The organism is Corynebacterium sp. c24Ua_83 (assembly GCF_039907245.1).
Lineage (GTDB): Bacteria > Actinomycetota > Actinomycetes > Mycobacteriales > Mycobacteriaceae > Corynebacterium.
This window is the reverse complement of the sequence record NZ_JASBOI010000001.1, coordinates 181,720-204,994: the sequence shown is the minus strand read 5'-3', so window position 1 is coordinate 204,994 and position 23,275 is coordinate 181,720. Positions and strand designations below refer to the sequence as shown.

Genomic DNA, 23,275 nt, shown 5'->3' with positions numbered 1-23,275 from the left:
CGGCACGGGCATTTCCTACCTTAACGCCCCAGCCAGCCTTACAGGTGGGGGCTTACTTGCTGGGTTCTTCCTCTTCGGGAGCTACGGGGGGCTCACTAGCGTCCGTTCCCTCTGCCCCGTCGCTGCCTTCGTCAGAGGCACGGCCGGTCGCCACTGGCTCGTCGGACTCCACCCAGCGATCCATATTCCAGCTCACCCCAGTATCCGAGGAGCTATCCAGAATGTTAGCCGCATGAACCTCGGCCAGGATGGTGCGCGGCTCGGTGGCCAGCGGCAGGGTCATGGCGTCGTCAGCCAACGCAGTCTCCGCACCCCGGATCTCCTTGAGCCCGGAGCCCGGCGTGGCGTTCACCGCCGAATTCCGACCGTTAGCGGAACGGGTGTCGAGGGCAACGTCGTAATCCACGCCCAGCAGGCCGTAGTCATCGGCCGAGCGGGGCACGGGTTCAATGTTTACCCCTGCCTTGGCGCACTGGGACTTAAGGGCGTCAACAATCTTCTTATACCGCGGCACCGAATCGAGGAAGTCCAGGCGGATAGTCATCCCGTCGAGCTTAGAGCGAGCCGCATCGACATTGACCTTGGTGTTCCGCCCATTGATGTCGTCCAAGTAGGCGCGTAGCGGGTGCTCAGTGCCGATCACCCGCAGGCCGGTTGGCTGCACAGCGGCGCCGGCCTCCTCCTCCACGGCCTTAGCGATAGCCTCGCGGTCGATACAGGCATTCAGGGCCTTGCGAGTCTCGGGGGCTTGCAGCGGGCCCAGGTCGGAGATCCGCAGAGTATCCACGCGCTCCGAGTTGCTCTCAACCACGCGGAACTCATCACCGTTTAGCCCGAACTCCTCGGCCACCTTGCCAGGGGTTTCCCCGGCGCCGCGGTTAGTATCCACCACGGAAAGCTGATTGTGCTCCGCCAGCTCCTTTACGTCCGCCCCCTGCGGCCAGAGGTACACCGGAGACTGGGCGGGTTCCACGCCGTTCCACTCGGGATTCTTCTCCAGCTTCAGCGAGCCATCTACCTTCCGCGCGGTAATCTTGTACGGCCCGGAGGTCGGCACCCGAGAAGGATCAGTTTTCGAGAAGGTGAACACATCCTGCCAGGCCTTACCCAGCTCCGTCAGCGCTTGTTCGTCCTTATTTTCAATGGCGGATACAACGTCCTCCACCCCGGCCTTCTCGGCCACGGTATGGGAAGGCAGCACCGTGCCTGGACCGAACAGCTCGCGGTAACGTTCACCTCGCTTGTCGGCGAAGTGCACACTGAACTGCTTGGCGCCCGCTGCGCAATCAATCTTCTCCACCTGGCCGAACAACGGCATGTCAGAGCCGAAGAGATCCGGGCGAGAGTTGGCCTGCAAGCTCAGCAGAAAGTCATCGCAGACCACCGGCTTTGAATCCGAGTAGGTGGCCTTCTCGTTGATGGTGTAGTCCACCTGTCGAGGATTCCCGGGGGCCGGCTTAGCCGTCACCAAGTCGCCATTCGGCAGGTTCTGTCCGCGCGGCCCGGCGATGAAAGCTCCCGGGTAGAGGCGGGCGGAAACCTTCGCGGCATCCGTCGCCACCCCCACCGTCGTGCCCGCGTTGGAAGTCACCAGGTCGCTCGTGAGCACGTACCCAAACTGCTCCGGAGGGTTACTCAGCGGGGAGTCCCCGGAGCAGGCAGCCAGCCCGGCAGTAGCCAGGGCTGCGGTTAGCGTCAAGGCTGCGGTAGACCGTACTGCATGCCGCTTGCGGTTCACTGGTCGCCTTCCTTCTTCCAACACATCTAAACGTTTAGGGCCTGCGGATTTTCCCAGCTACATGCCAGGGCGCCAGGACCTTCCGGCATCTTCGTTGTGGGTCTCGCGCTTGAAGTCCTCCGTGGAATCATCTGCCAGGCGGGCATTCGGGCTGGATACACTACGCTTTCCGGCCTTCTTCGCCTCGTCTGCATCCGCGCCTGCGGCGGAAACGCTCACCTTTTCGCTGGTGTCTTCGGCAGTCTCCACGGCGGCGTCCTCATCAGAAGAACCCTCCTTCGACACCGCGAGGGAACGGGCGCGCTCTACTCGAGCCTCGTGCTGCTTGTACTTCTGCTGGCGCATCTTGAACGTCACTAGCAGCGGTGCAGCGAAGAAGATGGAGCTAAACGTACCGGCGATCACGCCGATGAACTGCACCAGAGCAAGATCCTTCAGCGTGCCCACACCCATGATGCCCACGGCCACGATCAGCAGCGAGGCAATCGGCACGAGGGAGAAGATGGATGTGTTGATCGAGCGCATGATCGTCTGGTTGATGGCGAGGTTCGTTTCCTCGGCATAGGTGGCGCGCGTCGAGCCAAACAGGCCGGACGTGTTTTCCTGCACCTTGTCGAACACCACGACCGTGTCGTAGAGCGAGTACGCCAGGATGGTCAGCAGGCCGATCACGGTAGCGGGCGAAACCTCGAAGCCGACCAGCGCGTAGATACCGGAGACGACAGTGAGGTCGATCAGCAGACAGATGATGGCCGCGGCGGCCATGTCGCGCTCCATGCGGACCGCGATGTAGAGGAACACCGCCAGCAGGAATACGCCCAAGGCAATGAGCATCTTCTTGGTGATGCTGCTACCCCACGACTCGGAGACGGTGGAATCGCTAATCGCATCCTGGGTTACTTCGCCCACATTGTTCTTCGGGTGGTACTCGTTAAACAGCGCCGAGCGGGCCTCGCGGATCTGCTCCTCGCTCAGGCGCTCGGAGGTGATCTCGATGGACTCGGCATCACCGCTACCGACAGTCTGAGTGGACTGCGGGGCGATGCCCGTGGCCTCCTCGAAGACCTCGGAAACGCTAGATTCGGTGGCCCCGCCTGCCGGTGGCATCGTCATGCGCGTACCGCCCTCGAAGTCGATGCCCAGCGAGAAGCCGCGCACCAGGATGGACAGCAGACAAGCTACTACCACCGCGACGAGGATGCCATAGAGGCGACCGCGGTTCTGCACAATGGCGAACCCGCCGTTGCCGTTATAGAGCTTCTCGAAGAAGCCCGCCGCCTCGGTATCGGGCGCGTCGACCGGGGTGGCTTCGGCCGCCAAAAGCTCCGCGGACTCCACGGCCTCGGACTCTTTCACGCTTAGGGTTTCGGGGTTACTCACTTACTTCCCCTCCTTGTCGTCGGTGGCCGGGGTGTCTGCCTTTGTGGACGCCTTAGATTGCGAATCATCCGGGTCTTCAGCCTTCTCTGGCTTCTCTGCCTTGTCGGCCTTATCAGCCTTCTTGGCCGACTTAGCCCGCACGGCGCGCTCGTGGGGCTTCCGCCCGTACTTGCGCTCCGCAACGCGGTAGGCCGCGCCCAGGCCGTTAAGCTTCGGCGAGGCGAAGTGCGGTCGGCGGGACATCAGGATCAGCAGCGGGGCGGTCAGCAGGAACGCCACCACCAGGTCGAACACGGTCGTCAGACCCAGGGTGAACGCGAAGCCCTTGACGTCTCCGACAGCCAAGAAGTACAGAATCACGGCGGCGATCAGGGAGACGATGTTACCCGTGACGATGGTGCTGCGGGCCCGCTGCCAGGCGCGTGGCACTGCGGAGCGGAACGTAGCGCCGTTCTTGATCTCGTCCTTGATCCTCTCGAAGTAGATCACGAAGGAGTCGGCCGTGGTGCCCAGGCCGATAATCAGGCCGGCGATGCCCGCCAGATCCAGGCTGTAGCCAATCCAACGCCCCAGCAGAACAATGAATCCGTACACCAGGGCGAACGCCGCGACGAGGGACACGATGGCCACAACACCCAGACCGCGGTAGTAGGCCAGTGCGTACAGGCCAACCAAAACCAGGCCCACCAGACCGGCGATGATGCCGGCCTTCAGGGAGGCGGCACCCAGCGATGGGGAGATCGTGGTGGTAGTGCCACCCGGCTCGCCGTTCTCACCGACGAAGCTCAGCGGCAGCGCGCCGTAGCGCAGGTTATTGGCCAGATCCTGGGCTTCCTTTTCGGAGAAGCTACCCGTGATCTGGGAGACCTCGCCCGGGGGCGTCGGCGACTGGATCTCAGGTGCGGAAATGACCTTGGAGTCCAGGGTGATGGCCACTCGCTTGCCCATCATCTGCTGGCCGAGTGCGTACCAGGTCTCGCCACCCGGGGTCTGCTCGCCGGTCTTGAACTTGAAGGTGATGGCCATCTGCGCCGAATTCGGTTGCAGGCCGCCGGTGATCTGCGAGTTCGTGTCGATCATCTCGCCGGTCAGGCGCTCGCCGTTCTTCTCGTCGGTCTCGCCTTTCAGCAGCGGCGCCGGGCCCAGAACCATGGGGCCCTGGTCGCTACAGGTGACCAACGGCTTGTCCGCATCGTCGGAGCCTGCCATGGGATCGTTAGCTTCACAGTCCAGCAGCGCACCGGCTGCCTGTTGTTTGTTTCCGTCCATGCTCTGGCGGTCTGCCTTCAGCACCTCGACCTGCTTGTCGCGGCGTTCCTGCTCCTCGACAGAATCCTTTGGCTCCGCCGGTGGCTTGGCGGAGACCTTCAGTTCCTTCGGCGCATCCTCCAGGCCGAGCTGTGGGAATGCCTTAACCATTTGCCCAAGGCGCTCGTTGGCGAATTCTGGGGTGATAATTCCGTTCTCCACCCAGCGGTTCGCCATCTTCTTCAAGGCCTGTGGGAAGTCCTTGCTGGGCTGCCCCGGCTGCGATTCGGGGCGGAACAGCAGCTGCGAGGTCTTGCCCAACGAGCGCGCCTCGCCCGCGTCCGATCCAGGAACGGTAATGACCAGGTTGTTGCCGTCGGTCACCACGGAGGCACCGGAAACGCCCATGCCGTTCACGCGGTTTTCCAGAATGGTGCGCGCCTGGCTCAGCTGATCCGGCGTGGGCGTATCCCCCTGCGGAACCAACGTCACTCGGGTACCGCCCTGCAGGTCGATACCCAGCTTGGGCTCGAAGGATTTGTTTCCCGTAAACATGATCAAGCCCAGTACGATGAGGACGAGCACCACGAATGCGGCGAGCGCCCGCTTCGGCCACGCGAAGCCGCCCTGTGCAGCAGTTCTCTTTTTCTTCTTTGCCACCGCTTTAAGTCTCCTGCAATCCAGCCGCGAACACGCGCGGCCGGTGTACTAAAAAATCTAACCCCGTGATACTAACGCCTGGGTTCGGACAAACGGAATACCGAACCAGCTAGTTAGTCTTCTTTTTCTTCGGTCAGCTGCGTCTCTTGCTGCGAGCCCGGCTCCACAGAGTCGACGGTCTCCAGGATGGAAACCTTCTCCCAGGTGGTCACCACGCCTGTCGCGATCTCCAGGTCGACGGTCGTATCCCCCACGTGGACCACGCGGCCGTGGAGGCCGGAGGTGGTCTTTACGACCATGCCCGGGCCCAGCTGATCCTGAAACTGGCGGATCTGCTGAATCCGCTTGTTCTGCTTGCGGATCTGGACCAGCGGCAAGCCGACGAACACAAGTAGGACAAGGACGATGAGAATAATTTCAAATGGCATAGTGACAATTTTGCCATATGCCCGTTCCACATCCTCTTTACCCCGCTATAGCCCGATTGTGCCCTCAGGCGGTTCCAAACCGATGTGCCGCCACGCCGCCGCCGTCGCTACGCGCCCTCGCGGGGTGCGGCTGACCATTCCGGCGCGCACGAGGTAGGGCTCGCAGACTTCCTCGACCGTTGACGGTTCTTCGCCTACCGCCAGCGCAAGGGTATTGACGCCCACAGGGCCACCACCGTGGCCTTTCACCAGGGCTTCGATGACCGCCCGGTCGAGCCTATCCAGACCAGATTCGTCCACGTCGAAGACCAGCAGCGCGGCACGCGCAACCTCGACGGTGATCTTTCCGTCGGCATTCACGTCCGCGAAGTCGCGCACCCGGCGCAGCAGTCGGTTGGCGATGCGCGGGGTTCCGCGGGAACGGGAGGCGATCTCCGCTGCGGCGTCACCAGTAATTTCTACCCCCAAGATTCCCGCAGCGCGCGTGACGACCCGGGTTAGATCGGCGGTGTCGTAGAACTCCATCTGGGCGGTGAAGCCGAAGCGGTCGCGCAACGGCCCGGTGAGCATTCCCGCACGGGTGGTGGCGCCCACCAGGGTGAACGGGGCGATCTCGATGGGGATGGAGGTGGCGCCCGGGCCCTTGCCAACGATCACGTCGATGCGGAAGTCCTCCATCGCCATGTAGAGCATCTCCTCGGCGGGGCGGGCCATGCGGTGAATCTCGTCGATAAACAGCACGTCGCCCTCCATCAGGTTGGAGAGCATGGCGGCCAAGTCGCCCGCGCGCTCGAGGGCGGGGCCGGAGGTCATGCGCAGCGAGCTGCCGAGCTCCTGGGCGATGATCATCGCCATGGTGGTCTTGCCCAACCCGGGCGGGCCGGCCAACAGCACGTGATCGGGGGCTACCCCGCGGGAGCGCGCGCCGCCCAACACCAGGTCCAGCTGCGTGCGCACCTTCGGCTGGCCGATGAACTCATCCAGTGACTTGGGGCGCAGCGAAGTATCAATGTCCGATTCCCCGGCGGACCGCTGCGGGTCCAGATCCGCGTTCTGTGCAAAGCCTTGGCCACCGGGTGCGGCGCCCGGCCCCACGCCCGGTGGAAGTTCAAACTCTGTGCGCTCGGTGTCGCTCATGGTCTCCAGTCTCCCCTATTCTTCGGCAGCGTACTTGGGCTTGCATGTGCCTATTTACATGTGCCTATTTAATTGCCGCCAGCGAGGCGCGCAGCAGCCCGGAAGCATCCGGGGCTTGCGGGGCGGACCATTGGGCCAATACTGCGTCGATGGTGGTACCGGCCTTGGACTCCGTGAACCCGAGCCCCACGAGCGCCTCGAGGACCTGTTCCCGCACGTCCGCCGCCACGGCCTGGCCATCCCCGGCAACGCCCGCGGCACCGGCCACTCCGTCACCCCCAGCATCTGCGATCTCTACCAGGTCCGCGACCTTGCCCTTCAGGTCCACAGCCATGCGTTCGGCCAAACGCTTGCCCACGCCGGGGGCCTTCTGCAGCTTCTTGTGGTCGCCGTTGGATACCGCCCGGGCGAGTTCCTGCGGGCTAATAACCGACAGGATCGCCAACGCCAGGCGTGCGCCCACGCCGGAGACGGACTGCAGGGTGGCGAAGGCGCGCTTCTCGTCCGCATCCTTGAACACGTACAGCGTCTGCGAGTCTTCGCGCACCACCATCGTGGTCGTCACGAAGACTTCCTCACCCCGCGGCAGCTCCGCGATGGTGGTGGCGGTGCCGGTGCACTGGTAGCCCACGCCCGCGCACTCGATGGTCACGTAGTCCAGGCCCTTATCAATCACAGTTCCGCGCAGCGATGCGATCATGGTTTCCCCTTTACTAGATGGTTCAGTGGCGCCCGCCAGCAATGGCATACGGCCAGCGCCAGCGCATCGGCCGCATCCGGCGGCTTGGGTGCTTCGCTCAGCCCCATGATACGGGTAATCATGCGCGTCATCTGCGCCTTATCCGCCCGGCCGTTGCCGCTGATGGACTTCTTCACCTCGCTGGGGGTGTACATGTGCACATCTACCCCGCGCTTGGCGGCGGCCAGCATCAACACACCGGAGGCGTGGGCGGTGTTCATCACCGTGGAAACATTGGAGCGCTCGAACACGCGCTCCAGCGCCACTACGTGCGGTTGGTAGTCGTCAAACCACTCCTCCACCGCGTCGAAGAGCTTGTTGAGGCGCCGCTCCACCGGCATGTCCGACGGAGTGCGCACCACCCCCACGGCCACGGGGTACACGGCCCGCCCCTTCCCCGCCTGCACCACGGATAGTCCGCAGCGCGTCAGCCCAGGGTCTATTCCCATCACGCGCAGCCCGGCCAGCGAGGTCGGGCCACCGGTGGGGCTACCCCAGGCGGAATTATGTGGAGTGTTCATCGTGTAGCTAAGAATAGCACACGTGTTTTAATTATTCGCTGTCCAGCTCCGCCAGCACGTCATCCGGCATGTTCATGTTGGTGAACACGTTCTGCACGTCGTCGGAATCCTCCAGCGCGTCGATCAGGTTGAACACCTTCTTCGCGGTGGTGGCGTCCGCCGGAACCTCCATGGACGCGCGGAAGTCCAGCTCGATGGAGTCGTAGTCGATCTCGGCATCCTTCAGCGCGTCTCGAACCGCGTTGATGTCGGAAGACTCGCACACGACCTCAAACTTCTCGCCGATGTCGTTGACCTCTTCCGCGCCGGCGTCCAGCACGGCGAGCAGGATGTCGTCCTCGGTGTTCTCGCCCTTGTCCAGCACTGCCACGCCCTTGCGGGTGAACAGGTAGGAAACGGAGCCCGCGTCCGCCATATTGCCGCCGTTCTTGTTCATGGCGGTGCGCACGTCGGTAGTGGCGCGGTTTCGGTTATCGGTCAGGCACTCGATGAGCATGGCCACACCGTTCGGGCCGTAGCCTTCGTACATCACGGTTTCCCAGTTAGCGCCGCCGGCCTCTTCACCGGAGCCGCGCTTGCGAGCGCGCTCGATGTTGTCGTTGGGCACCGAGGACTTCTTGGCCTTGGTGATCGCGTCCTGCAGCGTCGGGTTTGCGCTGGGGTCACCACCACCGGTACGGGCCGCCACTTCGATGTTCTTAATCAGCTTGGCGAATTCCTTGCCACGCTTTGCGTCGTTGGCAGCCTTCTTGTGCTTGGTAGTTGCCCATTTGGAGTGGCCGGCCATGATCCTCTTTCGGTAGTCGGGTTCGTCTGTTTCGCTTCCATACTAGACCCCTACGGTGTAGCCGCCGTCACGCACGTCGCTTTTTCTTTATGACGCCCCCACGTCCCAACCGCCGAAGCTATGCGGCAGCTATTCCACGCCGTACTGCTTAACCATCCGTAGGAAGTACTCGTGCACGCGGTCATCCTCGGAAAGCTCCGGGTGGAAGCTGCATCCCAGCACGTGCCCCTGCCGCACGCCGACGACCGTGCCATCCGGCAAAGTGGACACAACTTCTACCCCGTCGCCCACTTCCTCCACTTTGGGTGCGCGGATAAAAACGGCCTCGACGGGCGTGTCGATGTCCCCGAACGGCAGCTGGGTCTCGAAGGAGTCCACCTGCCGGCCGAAGGCGTTGCGCCGCACTGTGATGTCCATGGCGTGCAAGCTGTGGGCGTCACTACGAGTGTCCAAGACCCGATCGGCCAGCAGAATCAGCCCAGCGCATGTGCCGAACACGGGCAGGCCGTCGGCAACCAGCGTCCGCAGAGGCTCCAGCATTCCGCCGAGTTCCAGCAGCTTGGACATGGTGGTGGACTCGCCGCCGGGCATGATCAGCCCGTCGAGGCCTTCGAGGTGTTCGGGGCGGCGAACAGCACGGGCCTCGTGGCCCAGGCGCTCGATACTACGCATGTGCTCGACGAATCCGCCCTGCACGCTCAACACACCAATGATCATCTGCCTACTGCTCCTTTTGATCCTTCAACGGCACCGACTGGGCACCGTCGCGCAGGGTGCGGGTCAGCCCCTCCTGGGTGACCACGGCCACCAGGTCGCCCTGCTGGTTGAAGATCCTCCCGTGGGTCAGCGCACGGCCACCGTGGGCGGACGGGGAAACCTGGTCATACAACAGCCACTCGTCGGCGCGGAAGGGGCGCAGGAACCACATGGCGTGGTCCAGCGAGGCCTCCTGGAACTCCGCCGGGCGGTGCGGCACCAGCGCCGACGACAGCAGCGTCATGTCCGACATGTAGGCCAGGGTGCAGACGTGCAGGGTGTCGATATCCGGCAGCTTAGACTTCGTGCGGAACCACACCACCTGCTGGGAGGCCGTGTACTTGTTGTGCTCGTAGTCCTCCGACGGGACGATGCGCACGTCCCAGTCGGCCCATTCGTCGCGGAACAGGCGCTGGACGCTGGTTAGCGACTCGGTATCTATCGCAATCGACTCAGGATCCGGCACCGCGCGCATCTCGTCGGAGTGCTGCGGGCCGTGATCGTCGCGGATGTGAAAGCTGGCCTGCATGCTGAAGATCGCCTTGCCGTCCTGCACAACTTTCACAGAACGGGAGACGAAGGACCGACCGTCGCGGACACGGTCGACCAAGAACACCGTCGATGCATCGGGGTTGCCCGGGCCAACGAAGTAGCCGTGCAGGGAGTGCACGACGAAATCCTCGCTGACGGTGCGGGTGGCCGCGACCAGGGCCTGCGCGGCAACCTGGCCGCCGTACGTGCGCGCCAGCTTCGACGGCAGCGGGCTGCCGCGGAAGATGTCGCGGTCGATGCGCTCTAGATCCAGGACATCCAGGATCTTCGGACGGTGCGGAGACATTACCAGCCGCGCTCCGCCAGACGGTGCGGCTGCGGGATCTCGTCGACGTTGATGCCGACCATGGCCTCGCCCAGGCCGCGGGAGACCTTGGCGATGGTAGCCGGGTCGTCGTAGTTCTGGGTGGCCTGCACGATGGCGCGGGCGCGCTGCTCCGGGTTGCCGGACTTGAAGATGCCGGAGCCGACGAAGACACCCTCGGCGCCCAGCTGCATCATCATCGCAGCGTCAGCCGGGGTGGCGATGCCACCGGCGGTGAACAGAACGACCGGCAGCTTGCCATTGGCAGCAACCTCGCGCACCAGCTCGTAGGGAGCCTGCAGCTCCTTGGCGGCCACGTACAGCTCGTCCTCGGCCATGGAGGTCAGGCGGTTGATCTCCGCCCGGATGGTGCGCATGTGGGTGACTGCGTTAGAGACGTCACCGGTGCCGGCCTCGCCCTTGGAGCGGATCATGGCCGCACCCTCGTTAATGCGGCGCAGCGCCTCGCCCAGGTTCGTAGCGCCGCAGACGAAGGGAACCTCGAAGTCGAACTTGTCGATGTGGTTCTTGTAGTCGGCCGGGGTGAGTACCTCGGACTCGTCGATGAAGTCCACGCCCAGGGACTGCAGAACCTGTGCCTCGACGAAGTGGCCGATGCGGGCCTTGGCCATAACCGGGATCGAGACGGCATTAATGATGCCCTCAATCATGTCCGGGTCGGACATGCGGGAAACGCCACCTTCGGCGCGAATATCGGCGGGCACGCGCTCCAGCGCCATAACGGCGGTAGCGCCGGCATCCTCGGCGATCTTTGCCTGCTCCGGGGTAACGACGTCCATGATCACGCCGCCCTTGAGCATGTCGGCCAGGCCGCGCTTCACGCGAGCGGTACCGGTGTTCGCAGCAGAAGAGTTATTGGTCACGATGCTTAACTTCCCATCTATGAAGAGTTTTAGATCGGCTCTAGTCTAACCTGTCTACTTTCCAATCCCACTATCGGGATTGGATTAGAACTTACCCTCCGCTGAGCCCCCGTTATCGGCGGAATCTTCGTTGGGTGCGGGGCTGGACAGAAGGGCTTCGTAATACTCCGGCAGCGGCGCCCGGCCGGCCAGGCGCAGGGCGCGCACCAGCGGGCGGGAACGCACACTCAAGGTATCGGAGACCGCATCGTTGTAGAAGCGGGCCGCCAGATCTACCTTCGCCGAGGCTTCCAGGAAGTTCGGGTTGGTCCACACTTGCGAATCCAGCTCGCTCAGCAGCTCGTTCTCCGCCTCGCTCCGCGCGCCCATGTCGGTGGCCCGCAGTGCCACGCGGTTCACGTGCGCCACGTCCTGCCCTAGCTCCGGCTGCAGCGTGGCAACCACGCTCGAGCGGGAGTGCAGCGCCCCCTCCAGACTCACGCGCGCGGAGTCCGTGCGGATGTGCAACCGGTTCAGCCGGCTGGCCATCCCTGAAGCCCACACGCCCGCAACGATCGCGAGGATCAAAACCACCGCGACAATGAAGCCCCACACGGGAATCGTGATCATGCGAGTGTCACCTTTCGCCCCTTGACCGTCACCGTGTCATACACCTGCTCCACCTGGTCGGTGACCGTCTGCCAATCGAAATCTACGGCGCGCTGCGCCCCGGCCGCGATGAGTTTGCCTCGGCCCGCGTCGTCGCGCAGCAGGCCGATAGCCTTCTCGGCCAGGTCCTCGGCCGAACCATTGCGGAACAGGCGCGCAGACCTTCCGTGCTGGCCGACGGCTTCAAAGGCCGGGATGTCGCTGGCCAGCACCGCCGCCCCAGCCGCCATGCCCTCCACCAGGACGATGCCGAAGCTCTCGCCGCCCGTATTCGGAGCCACGTAGACATCGCTTGCGCTCAGCGCGCTGGCCTTGTCCGCGTCGCTGACACGCCCGAGAACGCGCACGTGGGTGTCACTAGGTTTAGCGCTGGACCCCAACCCCACACAGACGGACAGACCGAGTTTCCGCACGCGCTCAACCAGGGCGTCAATGTCGCCGCCACCGGCGATCAGCAGTTCCACGTCCGGCACCTCCGCGACGATCCGCGGCATGGCCTCCAACAGGATCTGCAGGCCCTTGCGGGGTTCCTCGAAACGGCCCAAGAACATCAGGCGCGGACGCGGCCGGGGCTGCCCAGTTGTTCCCAGCCCGGCCAGGGGTTCAGCGTTCCGGTAGACGGAGGTCTCCACGCCGTTGGGGATCAGCACCGGGTCGCCCGCCAGGTTCTCCACCTGCCAGCGGCGGGCCTCCTCGGAAACCGCGATGCCACCGTGGATGCGCTCCAGGTACGGGCGAAGGAAAGGCAGCGCCACTTTAAGGATCTTCGACTCGCTGGCCGAGGCGTGATACGTCGCCACGATCGGCCCTTCCGCCACGGCCATGGCCATCATCGAATAGGACGGGGAGTTCGGCTCGTGGATGTGCAAAAGGTCGAACTGGTTATCGCGGATCCACTGCTTCAGGTGCTTCTTCGTCCGCGGGCCGAAGCTCAGGCGTGCGACCGAGCCGTTGTAGCGAATCGGAATGCTGGAACCACCCAGCTCCACAAAATCCGGCAGCCCCTCGGTGGATTTGCCGGGGCCGATCAGGCTGACTTCGTGTCCGCGCTTGCGCAGCTCCGTGCACAGGTCGATGGCGTGGATCTGCACGCCGCCCGGTTCGTCGAAGGAGTACGGGCAAACCATTCCTACCCTCATTGGCCCTGCCCTTCCGGCTGGTCTTCTTCACCCAACCCCAGGCGCTTGCGGCGCGCCTCCGATAGGTCCGAGAACCACAGCGGCTGCAGCATGTGCCAATCCTGCGGATCCATGGCGATGCCGCGGGCAAAGTTATCCGCCATCTGCTGGACGATCTGCTGCAGGCTCCGCCCTTCCACCTCTACGGGAGTGACCTCGTGCTCCCAGGTCTCCGGCGTGCCTCGACGCTCGGGACGGGGGTCCGTGGACCCGCCGCGGAACGCCACTCGCGCGGTGAACAGGTTCGCCCCGGTGCGCTGTGCCAGCAGCGCCGCCCCGGCAGGCATGGAGGTCTTCTCCCCGAAGAACTCCACCTCTATCCCGTGGCCGGTCAGGTCGCGCTCCCCCATCAGGCACACGGTCCCGCCGCCGCGCAGCACTTCCTCCATCCGCTCCAAGGGCGGCACGTCCGCGCCCGTCAGCGCGATGATCTCAAAGCCCAGCGACTCGCGATAATCCACGAAAGCCTCGAACAGGATCTCCGGCTTCAGGCGCTCGGCCACGGTGGTGAAGGTCCCGTAGTGGTGCACCAGCCACACCCCGGCCATGTCCCAGTTGCCCGCGTGCGGCAAGGCGATGACGGTGCCCCGGCCGGATTCGGCACTCGCGTGCAGTAGCCCCAGCGAGCCGGGCACGAAGTTTCGGTTGAGCTCCTCCGCCAGCTCGCGTCCGGCCATCGCCGGCAGCTGGAAGGCCTCGCGCCAATAGCGCATGTAGCTGCGCATGGAGCGGCGCACCAGGTCGCGCGTGACGTTCTCCGGCCCGACGATTCGGGCGAGGTTGCGGCGCAGTTGTTCTGGGCCTTTGCCCTTTTTGGACGCCACGTCCGCGCCCCATTCGAACAATGCTTTCGCCACCGGCTTCGGCAGCTTGGAGGTTATCTTCCAGCCAGCGATATACGCCGCGGCGGATAGCCGCTCGCCCATTAACCCTCACTCCCCTCGGCGGGGAACTCGCGGGCCCCTTCTGGGGCGGCGATGGTCTGGGACGCGGCGTCCGAACGAGCAACAATCACCAACCGCTCGACAACCGTGTACAGCGAACCAGCGGCGAGGATCCACAGCCCCCACGCCAGAACGTGAGGCACGCCGAGGCCGCCGATACCGACGGCGACCAGGGAAATAATGAGGCGTTCCGGCCGCTCGATGAGCCCTCCCACGACCTTGATGCCCGAGGCCTCCGCGCGGGCTTTGACGTAGCTGGTGACCTGGCTGGCGACAAGGATGACCAGGCAGACGCTCATCATCACCACGTTCGCGGGCTCCTGCAGGCCAAACCAGAGAACCAGGGCGCCGAAGATGGCGCCGTCGCTGAGGCGGTCGCAGGTGGCATCTAGCGTGGCGCCGAAGCGGGTGCCGCCGCCGCGCATGCGAGCCATCGTGCCGTCCACCATGTCGGTGGCGACCGTCAGACCGATGAGTACGGCGGCGGCGAAGTGGTGACCAGAGGGAATCAGCCAGAGCGCGAAACCGATCGCCAGCAGGGTGCCGAAAACGGTCACTGCATTGGGGGTAATCCCCATCTTGTGCAGCACCCGGGCGATCGGTTCAATGATGACCGCGGCGGGGCCACGGCCGTGCACGCTAAGCATCGCTGAAGTTATTCTCCCTAATGGTTTGAACCGCTAGTCGGTGGAACGGGTAACGCTTTCCCAGGCCTTCGCCAGCAGCGCACGGGTCTCCCGCAGCGTCTGTGGCAACACCTTGGTGCCCGTCATGACTGTCATGAAGTTAGCATCACCGGCCCACCTGGGCACTATATGTTGGTGCAGGTGTGTCGGAATGGAGCCTCCGGAGGCCTTGCCCAAATTGAGGCCAACGTTCACCGCATCGGGCTTGGAAACCGCCCGCAGTGCCTTCAGCGCAATCTTCGTAAACTCCGCCAGCTCTGCGGTTTCTGCGTCACTGAGCTCCGTGTAATCGGCCACTTGGCGATAAGGAACCACCAGCATATGGCCGGGGTTATACGGGTACAGGTTCAGCACGCAGTAGACGGACTTGCCGCGGGCGACAATCAGCGCCTCCTCGTCCGAAAGCTCCGGCAGCGTGGCGAAGGGGTCGGCAGATCGCTTGGATTTGGCGATGTACTGGGAGCGGTAGGGCGCCCACAGTCGCTCCAGCCCGCCTTGCAGGTCGGGTTGGGAGCCCACGCCTAAGTCCACATACGCTTCGGTCTGCTGTTGCTGCTGCTCCACTGCGGTGTTAAGCCTCCACCAACGGCTGGACCAGCTCCGAGCTTGGCTGGTCGTTGCGGCGCTCAGCGATCCAGGTGGAGATGATGCGCAGCGCATCCTCGCGCGGCACGCCATTGACCTGGGTACCGTCCAGGAAGCGGAAGCTCACCGCGTTCGCCTCCACATCGCGCCCACCGACCAGCAGCATGAAAGGCACCTTGCCGGTGGTGTGGTTGCGGATTTTCTTCTGCATGCGGTCGTCGGAGGTATCGACCTCCGCGCGGATGCCCTGAGCCCGCAGGTCTGCGGCGAAGTTCTCCAGGTACTCGTTGAACTCGTCGGCGACCGGGATGCCCACGACCTGATGCGGGGCCAGCCATGCAGGGAACGCACCGGCGTAGTGCTCCAGCAGCACGCCGAAGAAGCGCTCGATGGAGCCGAAAAGCGCACGGTGAAGCATGATCGGGCGCTGCTTGGAGCCGTCCGGCGCGGTGTACTCCAGGTTGAAGCGCTCCGGCAGGTTGAAGTCCAACTGCACGGTGGACATCTGCCAGGTACGCCCGATGGCGTCGCGGGCCTGGACGGAGATCTTCGGGCCGTAGAAGGCCGCGCCTGCCGGGTCCGGCACCAGCTCCAGGCCGGACTTGGTGGCCACGCGCTCCAGGATCTGCGTGGAACGCTCCCAGATCTCATCGGTACCCACGAACTTGTTCGGATCCTTGGTGGATAGCTCCAGGTAGAAGTCATCCAGTCCGTAGTCGCGCAGCAGGGAGATGATGAACTCCAGCACGGTGGTCAGCTCCTGCTCCAGCTGATCCTCGGTGCAGTAGATGTGCGCGTCGTCCTGGGTGAAACCACGGGCACGGGTGAGGCCATGAATCACACCGGACTTCTCGTAGCGGTACACCGTGCCGAACTCGAACAGTCGCAGCGGTAGCTCGCGGTAGGAGCGCCCGCGCGAGGCGAAGATCAGGTTGTGCATCGGGCAGTTCATGGGCTTGGCGTAGTAGTCCTGCGCCGGCTTGGTGACGTTGCCCTCGTCGTCGGTTTCCCCATCCAGCTGCATGGGCGGGAACATGCCGTCGGAGTAGAAATCCAGGTGGCCGGACTTCTGGAACAGGTCGCCCTTCGTGATGTGCGGGGTATTGACGAAGCTGTAGCCGGAGGCGATGTGGCGCTTGCGGGAGTGCTCCTCCATCTCCAGGCGCACGATGCCGCCGTCCGGGTGAAATACCGGGAAGCCGGAGCCGATCTCGTCGGGGAAGCTGAACAGGTCCAGCTCCTGGCCCAGGCGACGGTGGTCGCGCTTCTCGGCCTCTTCCATCATCGTCTGGTATTCCGCCAGGGCTTCCTTCGACTCCCAGGCCGTGCCGTAGATGCGCTGCAGCCCGGCCTTGGACTGGTCACCGCGCCAGTAGGCGGCGGAGGAACGGGTCAGGGCGAAAGCCGGGATGTAGCGGGTGGTCGGCACGTGCGGGCCGCGGCAGAGGTCGTACCACTCGACCTCCCCGGTGCGCGGGTTTACGTTGCTGTAGGCGGTCAGCTCGCCGGTTCCGACCTCAGTGGCTTCGTCGGAGTCCGGATCCACGTTGCCCTTGTCGGCAATCAGTTCGGTCTTGAAGGGCTCGTCTGCGTACTCCGCGCGAGCCTGCTCTGCGTCGGCATAAGCCTTGCGCTCGAACTTCTGGCCGGACTTAATGATCTTCTTCATCGTCTTTTCCAGCTTGTTCAGATCCTCCGGGGTGAAGGGCTCTGCAACCTGGAAGTCGTAGTAGAAGCCATTGTCGATGGCCGGGCCGATTCCCAGCTTGGTGCCGGGGAATTCCTTCTGCACTGCCTGCGCGAGCACGTGGGCGCAGGAGTGGCGGATTACGCCGCGCCCCTCATCGGTGTTCGCCGGAACGGCGGCGACTTCCGCATCCTGCTGGGGCGCCCAGGAGAGGTCGCGCAGCTGGCCGGCATCCTCCCCCTCGGTCTCCTTCACACAAACGATGGCTTCCGGACCCTTGTTGGGAAGGCCCAGCTCGCGCATGGCGGCTCCGGCCGGGGTGCCGGCCGGAACGCGGAAAGTAACGGCGACTGGGGTGATTTCGGGGGTACTCACTTGTGGATCGTGCTCCTTCTCGGGCTTTAGTGACGGTCACATACCTGGTGACAGTCCTCAACGCCCGTAGATTCTACCCCTCCAGGATCTCTTGCCCCCAGTACGCCCCGTTTTGCGTGCCGGGAAGTACCCAGAACACCGCTGAACCGACGTGGGTGATCCACGTATTCAACCGGTCCTTCTCCGCGAGGCGCTTCTGCAGAGGCGTGAATGCCTCGTCCGGGTCGGCCTGGAAGCAGATGAAAATCAGCCCGCTGTTGCCCAGGGGCGTGACTTCGTTGTCCCAGTTGTAGGCGCGGCGCCGCATATGGGTGCCCTCGCCTGCGGAGATGCCCACGTGGCTGCGCTCATCGATCATCGGCAAACCATCATCGCCGGTCTTGTTCAGATCCACCGGGTCGAACTCGTCCTTCGCTCCCGCCGGTGCACCAGTGTCTGCGTGCCGTCCGAACACGACCTCGCGGGACTTGCGATCCAGCTGCTCCCACCCCGGCATGTCGAACACGATCCGGCGGACAACCATGGCGCTGCCGCCCTGATCGTCCCAGATAGATTCGTCGTATTCTTCGTCGGTGCGGGGAATGGCGGTGCCATCCTTGAAGCCCAGCAGGTTGCGCGGGGTTTCGCCTGTCGGCGAGTCCACGAATCCGCGCTGGGTCCACTTCGGCGTCGCATAGTCACGACCGCCACGGGTCAGCACGCGCGCGGCATGGCTCACGGCCGTTAGGTCGTCGCCACAGATCTGCAGGACCACGTCGGCGCCACCAAAGTCCGGGTCGAGCTTGTCTCCCTTGAACTTCGGCAGCCCATTGAGGTTTTTCTTCACCCAGGAAGGAGCCTCGTCGATCAAGCCCGCATCCTTGATCAACTTGGGGCCCCACCCCGCAGTCACCGTTAGATTCTGCGGAGCGATCGATAGCTCGTGCTCCAGATCCGCCAGGGCGACCTGCCCCTGAGTCATGGAGCGCGCATCACCGGTCCAAATGCGCATCAGGCGTTCCAGGTTCTTCTTCAGCCCACCGCGCGGTAGCCCGTCCCTCTTGAGGTTAAAGGCCACCAACAGCGCGTGGTTCTGCGAGTCTTCCCGGATGCCCGCCTGGTGCGGGCCGTCGAAATCAATCTTTCTTATTGACGCCCCATCGCCAGCACCACCATTGCCAGCTGTTCCAGCAGAGTCTTCTGCCGTGCTGCAAGCTGCCAGGACGGATGCGGCGCCGGTCATTCCCAGTCCCGCAAAGAAGCCGCGGCGAGTGACTTTCACACCTTGGGCAGGCTCGGGGGTGGGGGCGTCAGAAATGGAAGAACGAAAACGTGCGGGGTCATGCATGGGTATTAGTGCTCGTGTCCGTGCTCTTCGCCGTGCTGCATGCCGTCCATGCCTTCCATGTTGCCGCCGTGCTCCATGCCTTCCATGTTGCCGCCATCTTCGTCACCGTAGTGCTCGTGGGTGGACTGCTGGACACGCACCGGAACGTTCTCCAGCTTGTATTCATTGCCGTCCTCGTCGACCAGGGTGAAGGACAGAGCATCGCCGGCGGCGATCTCGTCGGAGACGTCCATGATCATGATGTGGTTTCCGCCCGGCTCCAGCACGCTATCCTCGCCCGCGGGGATAGTCAGGCTGGAGATCTGCTGCATCTCACCGTCAGCGTTGACCTCGTGCAGCTCGTACTTCGCACCGTCAATGTCGCCCTTCACCTCGGTGATGGTGATGTCCTTGTCGGTGGTGTTGTGCAGAGTGCCAAACACAGACGTCATGTTCTTGTCTGCAGGCTTGGCGGTGACATAGGAGTCCTCGAACTCCAGCGCCTGCTCGTCGGCAGCCTTGTCGTCCGCGGACCCAGCAGATTCAGTGGACTCTGCGGACTCAGTAGCCTCCGCCGAGGTGGAAGCGTCGTTCTTGTCTTCCCCATCGTCCGAGCACGCGGAAAGGAACAGCGCACTGCTCAAGGCGACGGCGGCCACGGCTGCGGCGCGCTTCTTGGTGTTATTCAGGGAGGTCAGGGACATAACAAACCTTTCAATTAAAAGGCGTGCGGGCTTCCCAACCATTGCCGTGTCCGGGGCTCAATCCCGGACACGCTATACGCGATCTCTAGCGTTTCGCGTGCTAGTTGGTGGCACCCGACGCGGATGCTGCGCCGGTGGCGGTTGCCTCGGCGTTATCGGTGGCCACTTCAGCGCCGTCCATCTCAGTCTCTACGGAAGCGTCGGTCTCCTCCGCATCGGTAGCGTCGGTCTCTTCAGCCTCGGACTCGGACGAGTCGGTAGCTGCTTCCTCGGTGGACTGGATGCTCGGGCTAGCCGGGCCGGTGGTTGCGGTGTCCTCGCGCTGGTCGCCGTCATTCTCATTAGGAGGGGTGCAAGCGGACAGTGCAAGGGCGGTGGTCAGAGCCAGAGCGGCAGCGGTTGCAGAGCGGAACTTCTTCACGGGAAATCTCCTGATCAGGTAATCGTCAACTAATCGGACATGAGGAACGCTCTACCCTACTGTCGGCTAGTCGTCCTTCAAGTCGCGAAAGCGTGCGATGGCGATTGCCAAAGCACCCACAACTACGACGATACCGCCCAAAGGCAATAACCAAGAAGGAACACTCAGGGACTGCTCCCCCTGTGCCCCCTCCTCGGAGCCCCCTTCGGACTGGCTTCCGCCGCTGCTGCTACCTTCGCCGCCATCCGCGGAAGCCAGATTGAACTTCAGGCTGCCACGGGTGGAGTGACCGTCGGAGCTAGTGATCTGGTAGCCAACGGTGTACTCGCCACCGTCCTTCTTCTCCTGCACATCAGCCGGAACATCGACGGACAACTCCCGGCCATCGGCCGTCGGCTCGTCGCGGAAAAGCACCTCACCATCGTGCGACAGCGCGATGGTGTTGAAGCCCTCCTGCGGCTCGCCCGAGAAATTCAGGACGATCTTTTCCGGCAGATGATCGACCGTGGAGTTGGCCTCCGGGGTGGACTTCACCACGACGTCATGGGCAGAGGCTGGAGCACTGAAACCCACGGAAACGGCGGCAACCATTCCAGACGCCGCGAGGATGCGGGCGAAGGGGCGTCCAAAAGAAGAAAAACGGCGAGGCATGTAAACGGTGAACCTTTCTGTCACGACACTGCTGACACCATAGCGCCGAAAAGACTGAGCTCAATCCTGCGAGTTTTCCCGGCGCTACCCAAGTAGTCGGGCGCCGCGGGCAAAGAGTTCCCAGGCCATACCCCCCTCGGGGGCACCTGGGGGAGAAAAAGAAAACCGCCCAGCGAGAATGCCAGGCGGTGAATTGTGGTTCCAACTGGGTTCGAACCAGCGACCTTTCCGGTGTGAGCGGAACGCTCTTCCACTGAGCTATGGAACCTTCAAGAGAGAAAGGTACCACTAGGCGCTAAACAAGACCAAAACCCGTAGGCAGGTGCCACTTTCTAGCCGCCCTCGTGCCACATCGTTGAATTGCAAGACTGTAGTTCAGCGGTGTTTAATCGGCGCGAGAGCAGCCTCCCGAAGCCCTTATCTACCTGGGGATTTGTGAACTAGGCGACTAACAGGCTAGTGTTTGTTGTCGCAGCGACGAAGAATTGCTTTTTAGCGTTCGAGGTCGCTTATGCGGATGTAGCGCAGTTGGTAGCGCATCACCTTGCCAAGGTGAGGGTCGCGAGTTCGAGTCTCGTCATCCGCTCCACGCTCAAGCAATATCCCGAGCTAGTTTCGGGGCTTGGGTTGTTGTTTTAGCGCGTTTAGCTCAGCGGGAGAGCGCTTCCCTGACACGGAAGAGGTCACTGGTTCGATCCCAGTATCGCGCACAGGATCTTCGGATCCACCTGCGAAGGCTTTAAACCCTTTCGCACGCGGATGTAGCGCAGTTGGTAGCGCATCACCTTGCCAAGGTGAGGGTCGCGAGTTCGAGTCTCGTCATCCGCTCCACGGTTCACTAAAGTGGGCCACGAGCAAGAATCTCTTGCCGCGGTGGAATGGCTGAGTGGCTTAGGCAACGGTCTGCAAAACCGTGTACACGGGTTCGATTCCCGTTTCCACCTCCACATTCTTTTACACATAGTGAACTTTAGGCGCGTTTAGCTCAGCGGGAGAGCGCTTCCCTGACACGGAAGAGGTCACTGGTTCGATCCCAGTATCGCGCACAGGATCTTCGGATCCACCTGCGAAAGATTAGAACCTTTCGCACGCGGATGTAGCGCAGTTGGTAGCGCATCACCTTGCCAAGGTGAGGGTCGCGAGTTCGAGTCTCGTCATCCGCTCCAAACTTTTTTGGGGCCCGCGGGCCCCTTTTTCATCTCTCAGCAGCGGCGTGGCAGCGCTCCCGGGGAGATTCGGGGGCTAAAATTAGTCGGCGATGAACGCCGAGAAATCTTCCTCTACACGTGCAGAAAGCCGCGTGGACACCTCCCAGATCCTCTGCTGGGTGTTCTGGCCGCTGGCTGTAATGACCTTTATCCATCGCGTATTCGTTCACCCTTGGAACTCGCGACTCACCGACGACTTCGGCACGGTTATCTCAGCGCTGTACAAGTTCCGCGCCCAGGAGGCGATCTACGACCAGGACTACTCCTCCACGGATCCGCACTACCTCTACTCCCCCGGCGCCACGCTGCTGCTGAGCCCCCTGTCGTTGCTAACGAACGTCGACCTCGCGCGGGCCGTGTACGTGGTCGGCAACGGCGTTGCGGCGGTGCTGGCGGTCGTGGTGCTCACGAAGCTCTTTGATTATTCCCTGCGCTCCTGGGTTCTGCCCGTCGGCATCTTCTTCCTCTTCAGCTCCGAATCGATCGCCAACACCCTCGGGTTCGGCAACATCAACGGTGTACTGTTGCTGGCCGAGGCACTGTTCCTGTGGCTGCTTATCAACAACCGAGGCGTGCTGGCGGGTATTGTCATCGGCCTAGCCATTACGATCAAGCCGCAGTTCCTGCCGCTGCTCTTCATTCCCCTGATGCGCCGCCAGCTGTCCACCATCGCCACTGGACTGGCGATCCCGGTCGCCATGAACGTCATCGCCTGGCCGCTCACCACAAACGCGGGCGATTACATCGACAAGCTACTGCCCTACCTCGGCGGGGTGCGGGATTTCGCCAATTCGTCGATCCCCGGCGTGGGCGTGTATTTCGGCTTCCCGGACTGGACGATCTGGCTGTGGCGCATCCTGGCCGAGATCTGCGTCCTCGTGGCGCTGGCGATGCTGCTGCGCTTCCGCGACCGTGATCCGGTGATGTGGGCCGCAAGCACCGCCGGCGTGCTTCTGACGGGCGTGTTCCTGATTAGCAGCCTGGGCCAGATGTACTACTCTATGCTGCTGCTGCCGCTGCTCTTCACGGTTCTGTCCCCCCGCTCCGTGATGCACACCCCCGTGGCGTGGCTGGGGGTGTACTTCTTCTTCAGCCACGACTCCTGGTCCTCGGATCGGTGGGTCAACTACGGCCGGGTGGCGGAATATACGCGCGGCACTATTGGTTGGTCACTGTTACTGGTCGCCGCTGCGGTGGTCTCTACGATGTGGTTCTTTAGGGAACGACGCCACAACGTCCACCCCCTAGGCGATGTACACACGAACGGTCTTTTCTACCGGGACAAGACTAGGACAGGAGAAGATACTGATGGCTGAGTTGAACCCGACCGCTGATTTCCGCAAGCTCACTGACGAGCAGTGGCGCGAGCGTCTGACCCCCGAGGAGTTCGCTGTGCTCCGCCGGGCCGGGACTGAGGCCCCCTTCAAGGGCGAATACACGGACACGGAGACGGAGGGTGTGTACGCCTGCAAGGGCTGCGGGGCAGAGCTGTTCCGCTCGACCGAGAAGTTCCATTCGCACTGCGGCTGGCCGAGCTTTTTTGACCCGAAGGATTCGGAAGCGGTCATTACCCGCGTCGACGATTCCCTCGGCATGCGCCGCATCGAGGTTCTCTGTGCGCAGTGCGAGGGCCACCTGGGCCACGTTTTCGAGGGCGAGGGTTACCCCACGCCCACCGATCTGCGCTATTGCATCAACAGCATTGCTTTGACGCTGCAGCCGGCCGAAGATCCGGCCGATTAGTTAGG

Annotated in this window: 23 protein-coding genes and 7 tRNA genes; 8 read left to right on the top strand and 22 right to left on the bottom strand. The window is 63.2% G+C overall.

Features of this window, described 5'->3' with window-relative positions; genetic code table 11:
- Positions 1-52: 52 nt before the first annotated feature.
- From QKE30_RS00970 to QKE30_RS00865, 22 genes are all read right to left on the bottom strand, one after another.
- A complete protein-coding gene (locus tag QKE30_RS00970; RefSeq protein WP_347933858.1) occupies positions 53-1,699 on the bottom strand; it encodes an ABC transporter substrate-binding protein in 1,647 nt (548 codons plus the stop codon).
- Between the two features lie 96 nt (positions 1,700-1,795).
- Positions 1,796-2,968 (bottom strand): protein translocase subunit SecF, encoded by a 1,173-nt coding sequence (gene secF / locus QKE30_RS00965; protein WP_239198668.1) that lies wholly within the window; start codon positions 2,966-2,968, stop codon positions 1,796-1,798.
- 150 nt (positions 2,969-3,118) lie between these two features.
- A complete protein-coding gene (gene secD, locus QKE30_RS00960; RefSeq protein ID WP_239198596.1) occupies positions 3,119-5,026 on the bottom strand; it encodes a protein translocase subunit SecD in 1,908 nt (635 codons plus the stop codon).
- A 113-nt stretch (positions 5,027-5,139) separates the two neighbouring features.
- Positions 5,140-5,454 carry a preprotein translocase subunit YajC gene (gene yajC, locus QKE30_RS00955; RefSeq protein ID WP_239198599.1) on the bottom strand — a complete coding sequence of 105 codons (315 nt, stop codon included), beginning with the start codon at positions 5,452-5,454 and terminating at the stop codon, positions 5,140-5,142.
- Between the two features lie 45 nt (positions 5,455-5,499).
- Complete coding sequence (gene ruvB, locus QKE30_RS00950) at positions 5,500-6,591, bottom strand: Holliday junction branch migration DNA helicase RuvB (protein ID WP_239198602.1); 1,092 nt, start codon at positions 6,589-6,591, stop codon at positions 5,500-5,502.
- Positions 6,592-6,655: 64 nt separating this feature from the next.
- Positions 6,656-7,291, bottom strand: coding sequence for a Holliday junction branch migration protein RuvA (gene ruvA / locus QKE30_RS00945; protein WP_239198605.1), 636 nt, complete (start codon positions 7,289-7,291; stop codon positions 6,656-6,658).
- Entirely contained in the window at positions 7,288-7,851 is a 564-nt protein-coding gene (gene ruvC, locus QKE30_RS00940; protein ID WP_239198608.1) for a crossover junction endodeoxyribonuclease RuvC, read from the bottom strand. Before ruvC ends, ruvA begins: the two co-directional genes overlap by 4 nt.
- A gap of 31 nt (positions 7,852-7,882) precedes the next feature.
- Positions 7,883-8,638, bottom strand: a complete 756-nt coding sequence (locus QKE30_RS00935; protein WP_239198611.1) for a YebC/PmpR family DNA-binding transcriptional regulator — start codon at positions 8,636-8,638, stop codon at positions 7,883-7,885.
- A 129-nt stretch (positions 8,639-8,767) separates the two neighbouring features.
- Positions 8,768-9,355 (bottom strand): pyridoxal 5'-phosphate synthase glutaminase subunit PdxT, encoded by a 588-nt coding sequence (gene pdxT / locus QKE30_RS00930; RefSeq protein ID WP_239198614.1) that lies wholly within the window; start codon positions 9,353-9,355, stop codon positions 8,768-8,770.
- 4 nt (positions 9,356-9,359) lie between these two features.
- Positions 9,360-10,232, bottom strand: coding sequence for an acyl-CoA thioesterase II (locus QKE30_RS00925; protein WP_239198617.1), 873 nt, complete (start codon positions 10,230-10,232; stop codon positions 9,360-9,362).
- The gene (gene pdxS, locus QKE30_RS00920; RefSeq protein WP_297666572.1) at positions 10,232-11,134 is read right to left on the bottom strand and encodes a pyridoxal 5'-phosphate synthase lyase subunit PdxS; all 903 of its coding nucleotides are present in this window, start codon (positions 11,132-11,134) and stop codon (positions 10,232-10,234) included. The genes QKE30_RS00925 and pdxS overlap by 1 nt, the downstream gene beginning before the upstream one ends.
- An 84-nt stretch (positions 11,135-11,218) precedes the next feature.
- Complete coding sequence (locus QKE30_RS00915; RefSeq protein ID WP_239198620.1) at positions 11,219-11,743, bottom strand: hypothetical protein; 525 nt, start codon at positions 11,741-11,743, stop codon at positions 11,219-11,221.
- Entirely contained in the window at positions 11,740-12,921 is a 1,182-nt protein-coding gene (locus QKE30_RS00910; protein WP_239198623.1) for a glycosyltransferase family 4 protein, read from the bottom strand. Before QKE30_RS00910 ends, QKE30_RS00915 begins: the two co-directional genes overlap by 4 nt.
- Positions 12,918-13,886: a phosphatidylinositol mannoside acyltransferase gene (locus tag QKE30_RS00905; protein ID WP_239198626.1), complete on the bottom strand. Its 969-nt coding sequence runs from the start codon at positions 13,884-13,886 to the stop codon at positions 12,918-12,920. The genes QKE30_RS00910 and QKE30_RS00905 overlap by 4 nt, the downstream gene beginning before the upstream one ends.
- A complete protein-coding gene (pgsA, locus tag QKE30_RS00900; RefSeq protein WP_070487582.1) occupies positions 13,886-14,551 on the bottom strand; it encodes a phosphatidylinositol phosphate synthase in 666 nt (221 codons plus the stop codon). The genes QKE30_RS00905 and pgsA overlap by 1 nt, the downstream gene beginning before the upstream one ends.
- Before the next feature lie 33 nt (positions 14,552-14,584).
- On the bottom strand, positions 14,585-15,154 hold the full coding sequence (locus tag QKE30_RS00895; protein ID WP_297666574.1) for an HIT domain-containing protein: 570 nt from the start codon (positions 15,152-15,154) through the stop codon (positions 14,585-14,587).
- Positions 15,155-15,161: 7 nt separating this feature from the next.
- Complete coding sequence (gene thrS / locus QKE30_RS00890) at positions 15,162-17,165, bottom strand: threonine--tRNA ligase (RefSeq protein ID WP_239198674.1); 2,004 nt, start codon at positions 17,163-17,165, stop codon at positions 15,162-15,164.
- Positions 17,166-17,310: 145 nt separating this feature from the next.
- On the bottom strand, positions 17,311-18,564 hold the full coding sequence (locus QKE30_RS00885; protein ID WP_347933857.1) for a Dyp-type peroxidase: 1,254 nt from the start codon (positions 18,562-18,564) through the stop codon (positions 17,311-17,313).
- A 5-nt stretch (positions 18,565-18,569) separates the two neighbouring features.
- Positions 18,570-19,247 (bottom strand): copper chaperone PCu(A)C, encoded by a 678-nt coding sequence (locus QKE30_RS00880; protein WP_239198632.1) that lies wholly within the window; start codon positions 19,245-19,247, stop codon positions 18,570-18,572.
- Positions 19,248-19,347: 100 nt separating this feature from the next.
- Positions 19,348-19,668, bottom strand: coding sequence for a hypothetical protein (locus tag QKE30_RS00875; RefSeq protein ID WP_239198635.1), 321 nt, complete (start codon positions 19,666-19,668; stop codon positions 19,348-19,350).
- Positions 19,669-19,734: 66 nt separating this feature from the next.
- Positions 19,735-20,319: a copper resistance CopC family protein gene (locus tag QKE30_RS00870; RefSeq protein ID WP_239198638.1), complete on the bottom strand. Its 585-nt coding sequence runs from the start codon at positions 20,317-20,319 to the stop codon at positions 19,735-19,737.
- A 196-nt stretch (positions 20,320-20,515) separates the two neighbouring features.
- Positions 20,516-20,587: transfer RNA gene (locus tag QKE30_RS00865), tRNA-Val, on the bottom strand.
- 245 nt (positions 20,588-20,832) lie between these two features.
- Between QKE30_RS00865 and QKE30_RS00860 the strand changes: the two genes are divergently transcribed.
- The 8 genes from QKE30_RS00860 (at position 20,833) to msrB (ending at position 23,270) form a co-directional block, all read left to right on the top strand.
- Positions 20,833-20,908: transfer RNA gene (locus tag QKE30_RS00860), tRNA-Gly, on the top strand.
- Positions 20,909-20,957: 49 nt separating this feature from the next.
- A tRNA-Val gene (locus tag QKE30_RS00855) sits at positions 20,958-21,029 on the top strand.
- A gap of 45 nt (positions 21,030-21,074) precedes the next feature.
- Positions 21,075-21,150 (top strand) — tRNA-Gly (locus QKE30_RS00850).
- A 41-nt stretch (positions 21,151-21,191) separates the two neighbouring features.
- A tRNA-Cys gene (locus tag QKE30_RS00845) sits at positions 21,192-21,266 on the top strand.
- A gap of 27 nt (positions 21,267-21,293) precedes the next feature.
- Positions 21,294-21,365, top strand: a tRNA-Val gene (locus QKE30_RS00840).
- Between the two features lie 44 nt (positions 21,366-21,409).
- Positions 21,410-21,485: transfer RNA gene (locus QKE30_RS00835), tRNA-Gly, on the top strand.
- 92 nt (positions 21,486-21,577) lie between these two features.
- Positions 21,578-22,843 (top strand): glycosyltransferase family 87 protein, encoded by a 1,266-nt coding sequence (locus tag QKE30_RS00830; RefSeq protein ID WP_297667353.1) that lies wholly within the window; start codon positions 21,578-21,580, stop codon positions 22,841-22,843.
- The gene (gene msrB, locus QKE30_RS00825) at positions 22,836-23,270 is read left to right on the top strand and encodes a peptide-methionine (R)-S-oxide reductase MsrB (RefSeq protein ID WP_297667354.1); all 435 of its coding nucleotides are present in this window, start codon (positions 22,836-22,838) and stop codon (positions 23,268-23,270) included. Before QKE30_RS00830 ends, msrB begins: the two co-directional genes overlap by 8 nt.
- Positions 23,271-23,275 lie beyond the last annotated feature (5 nt).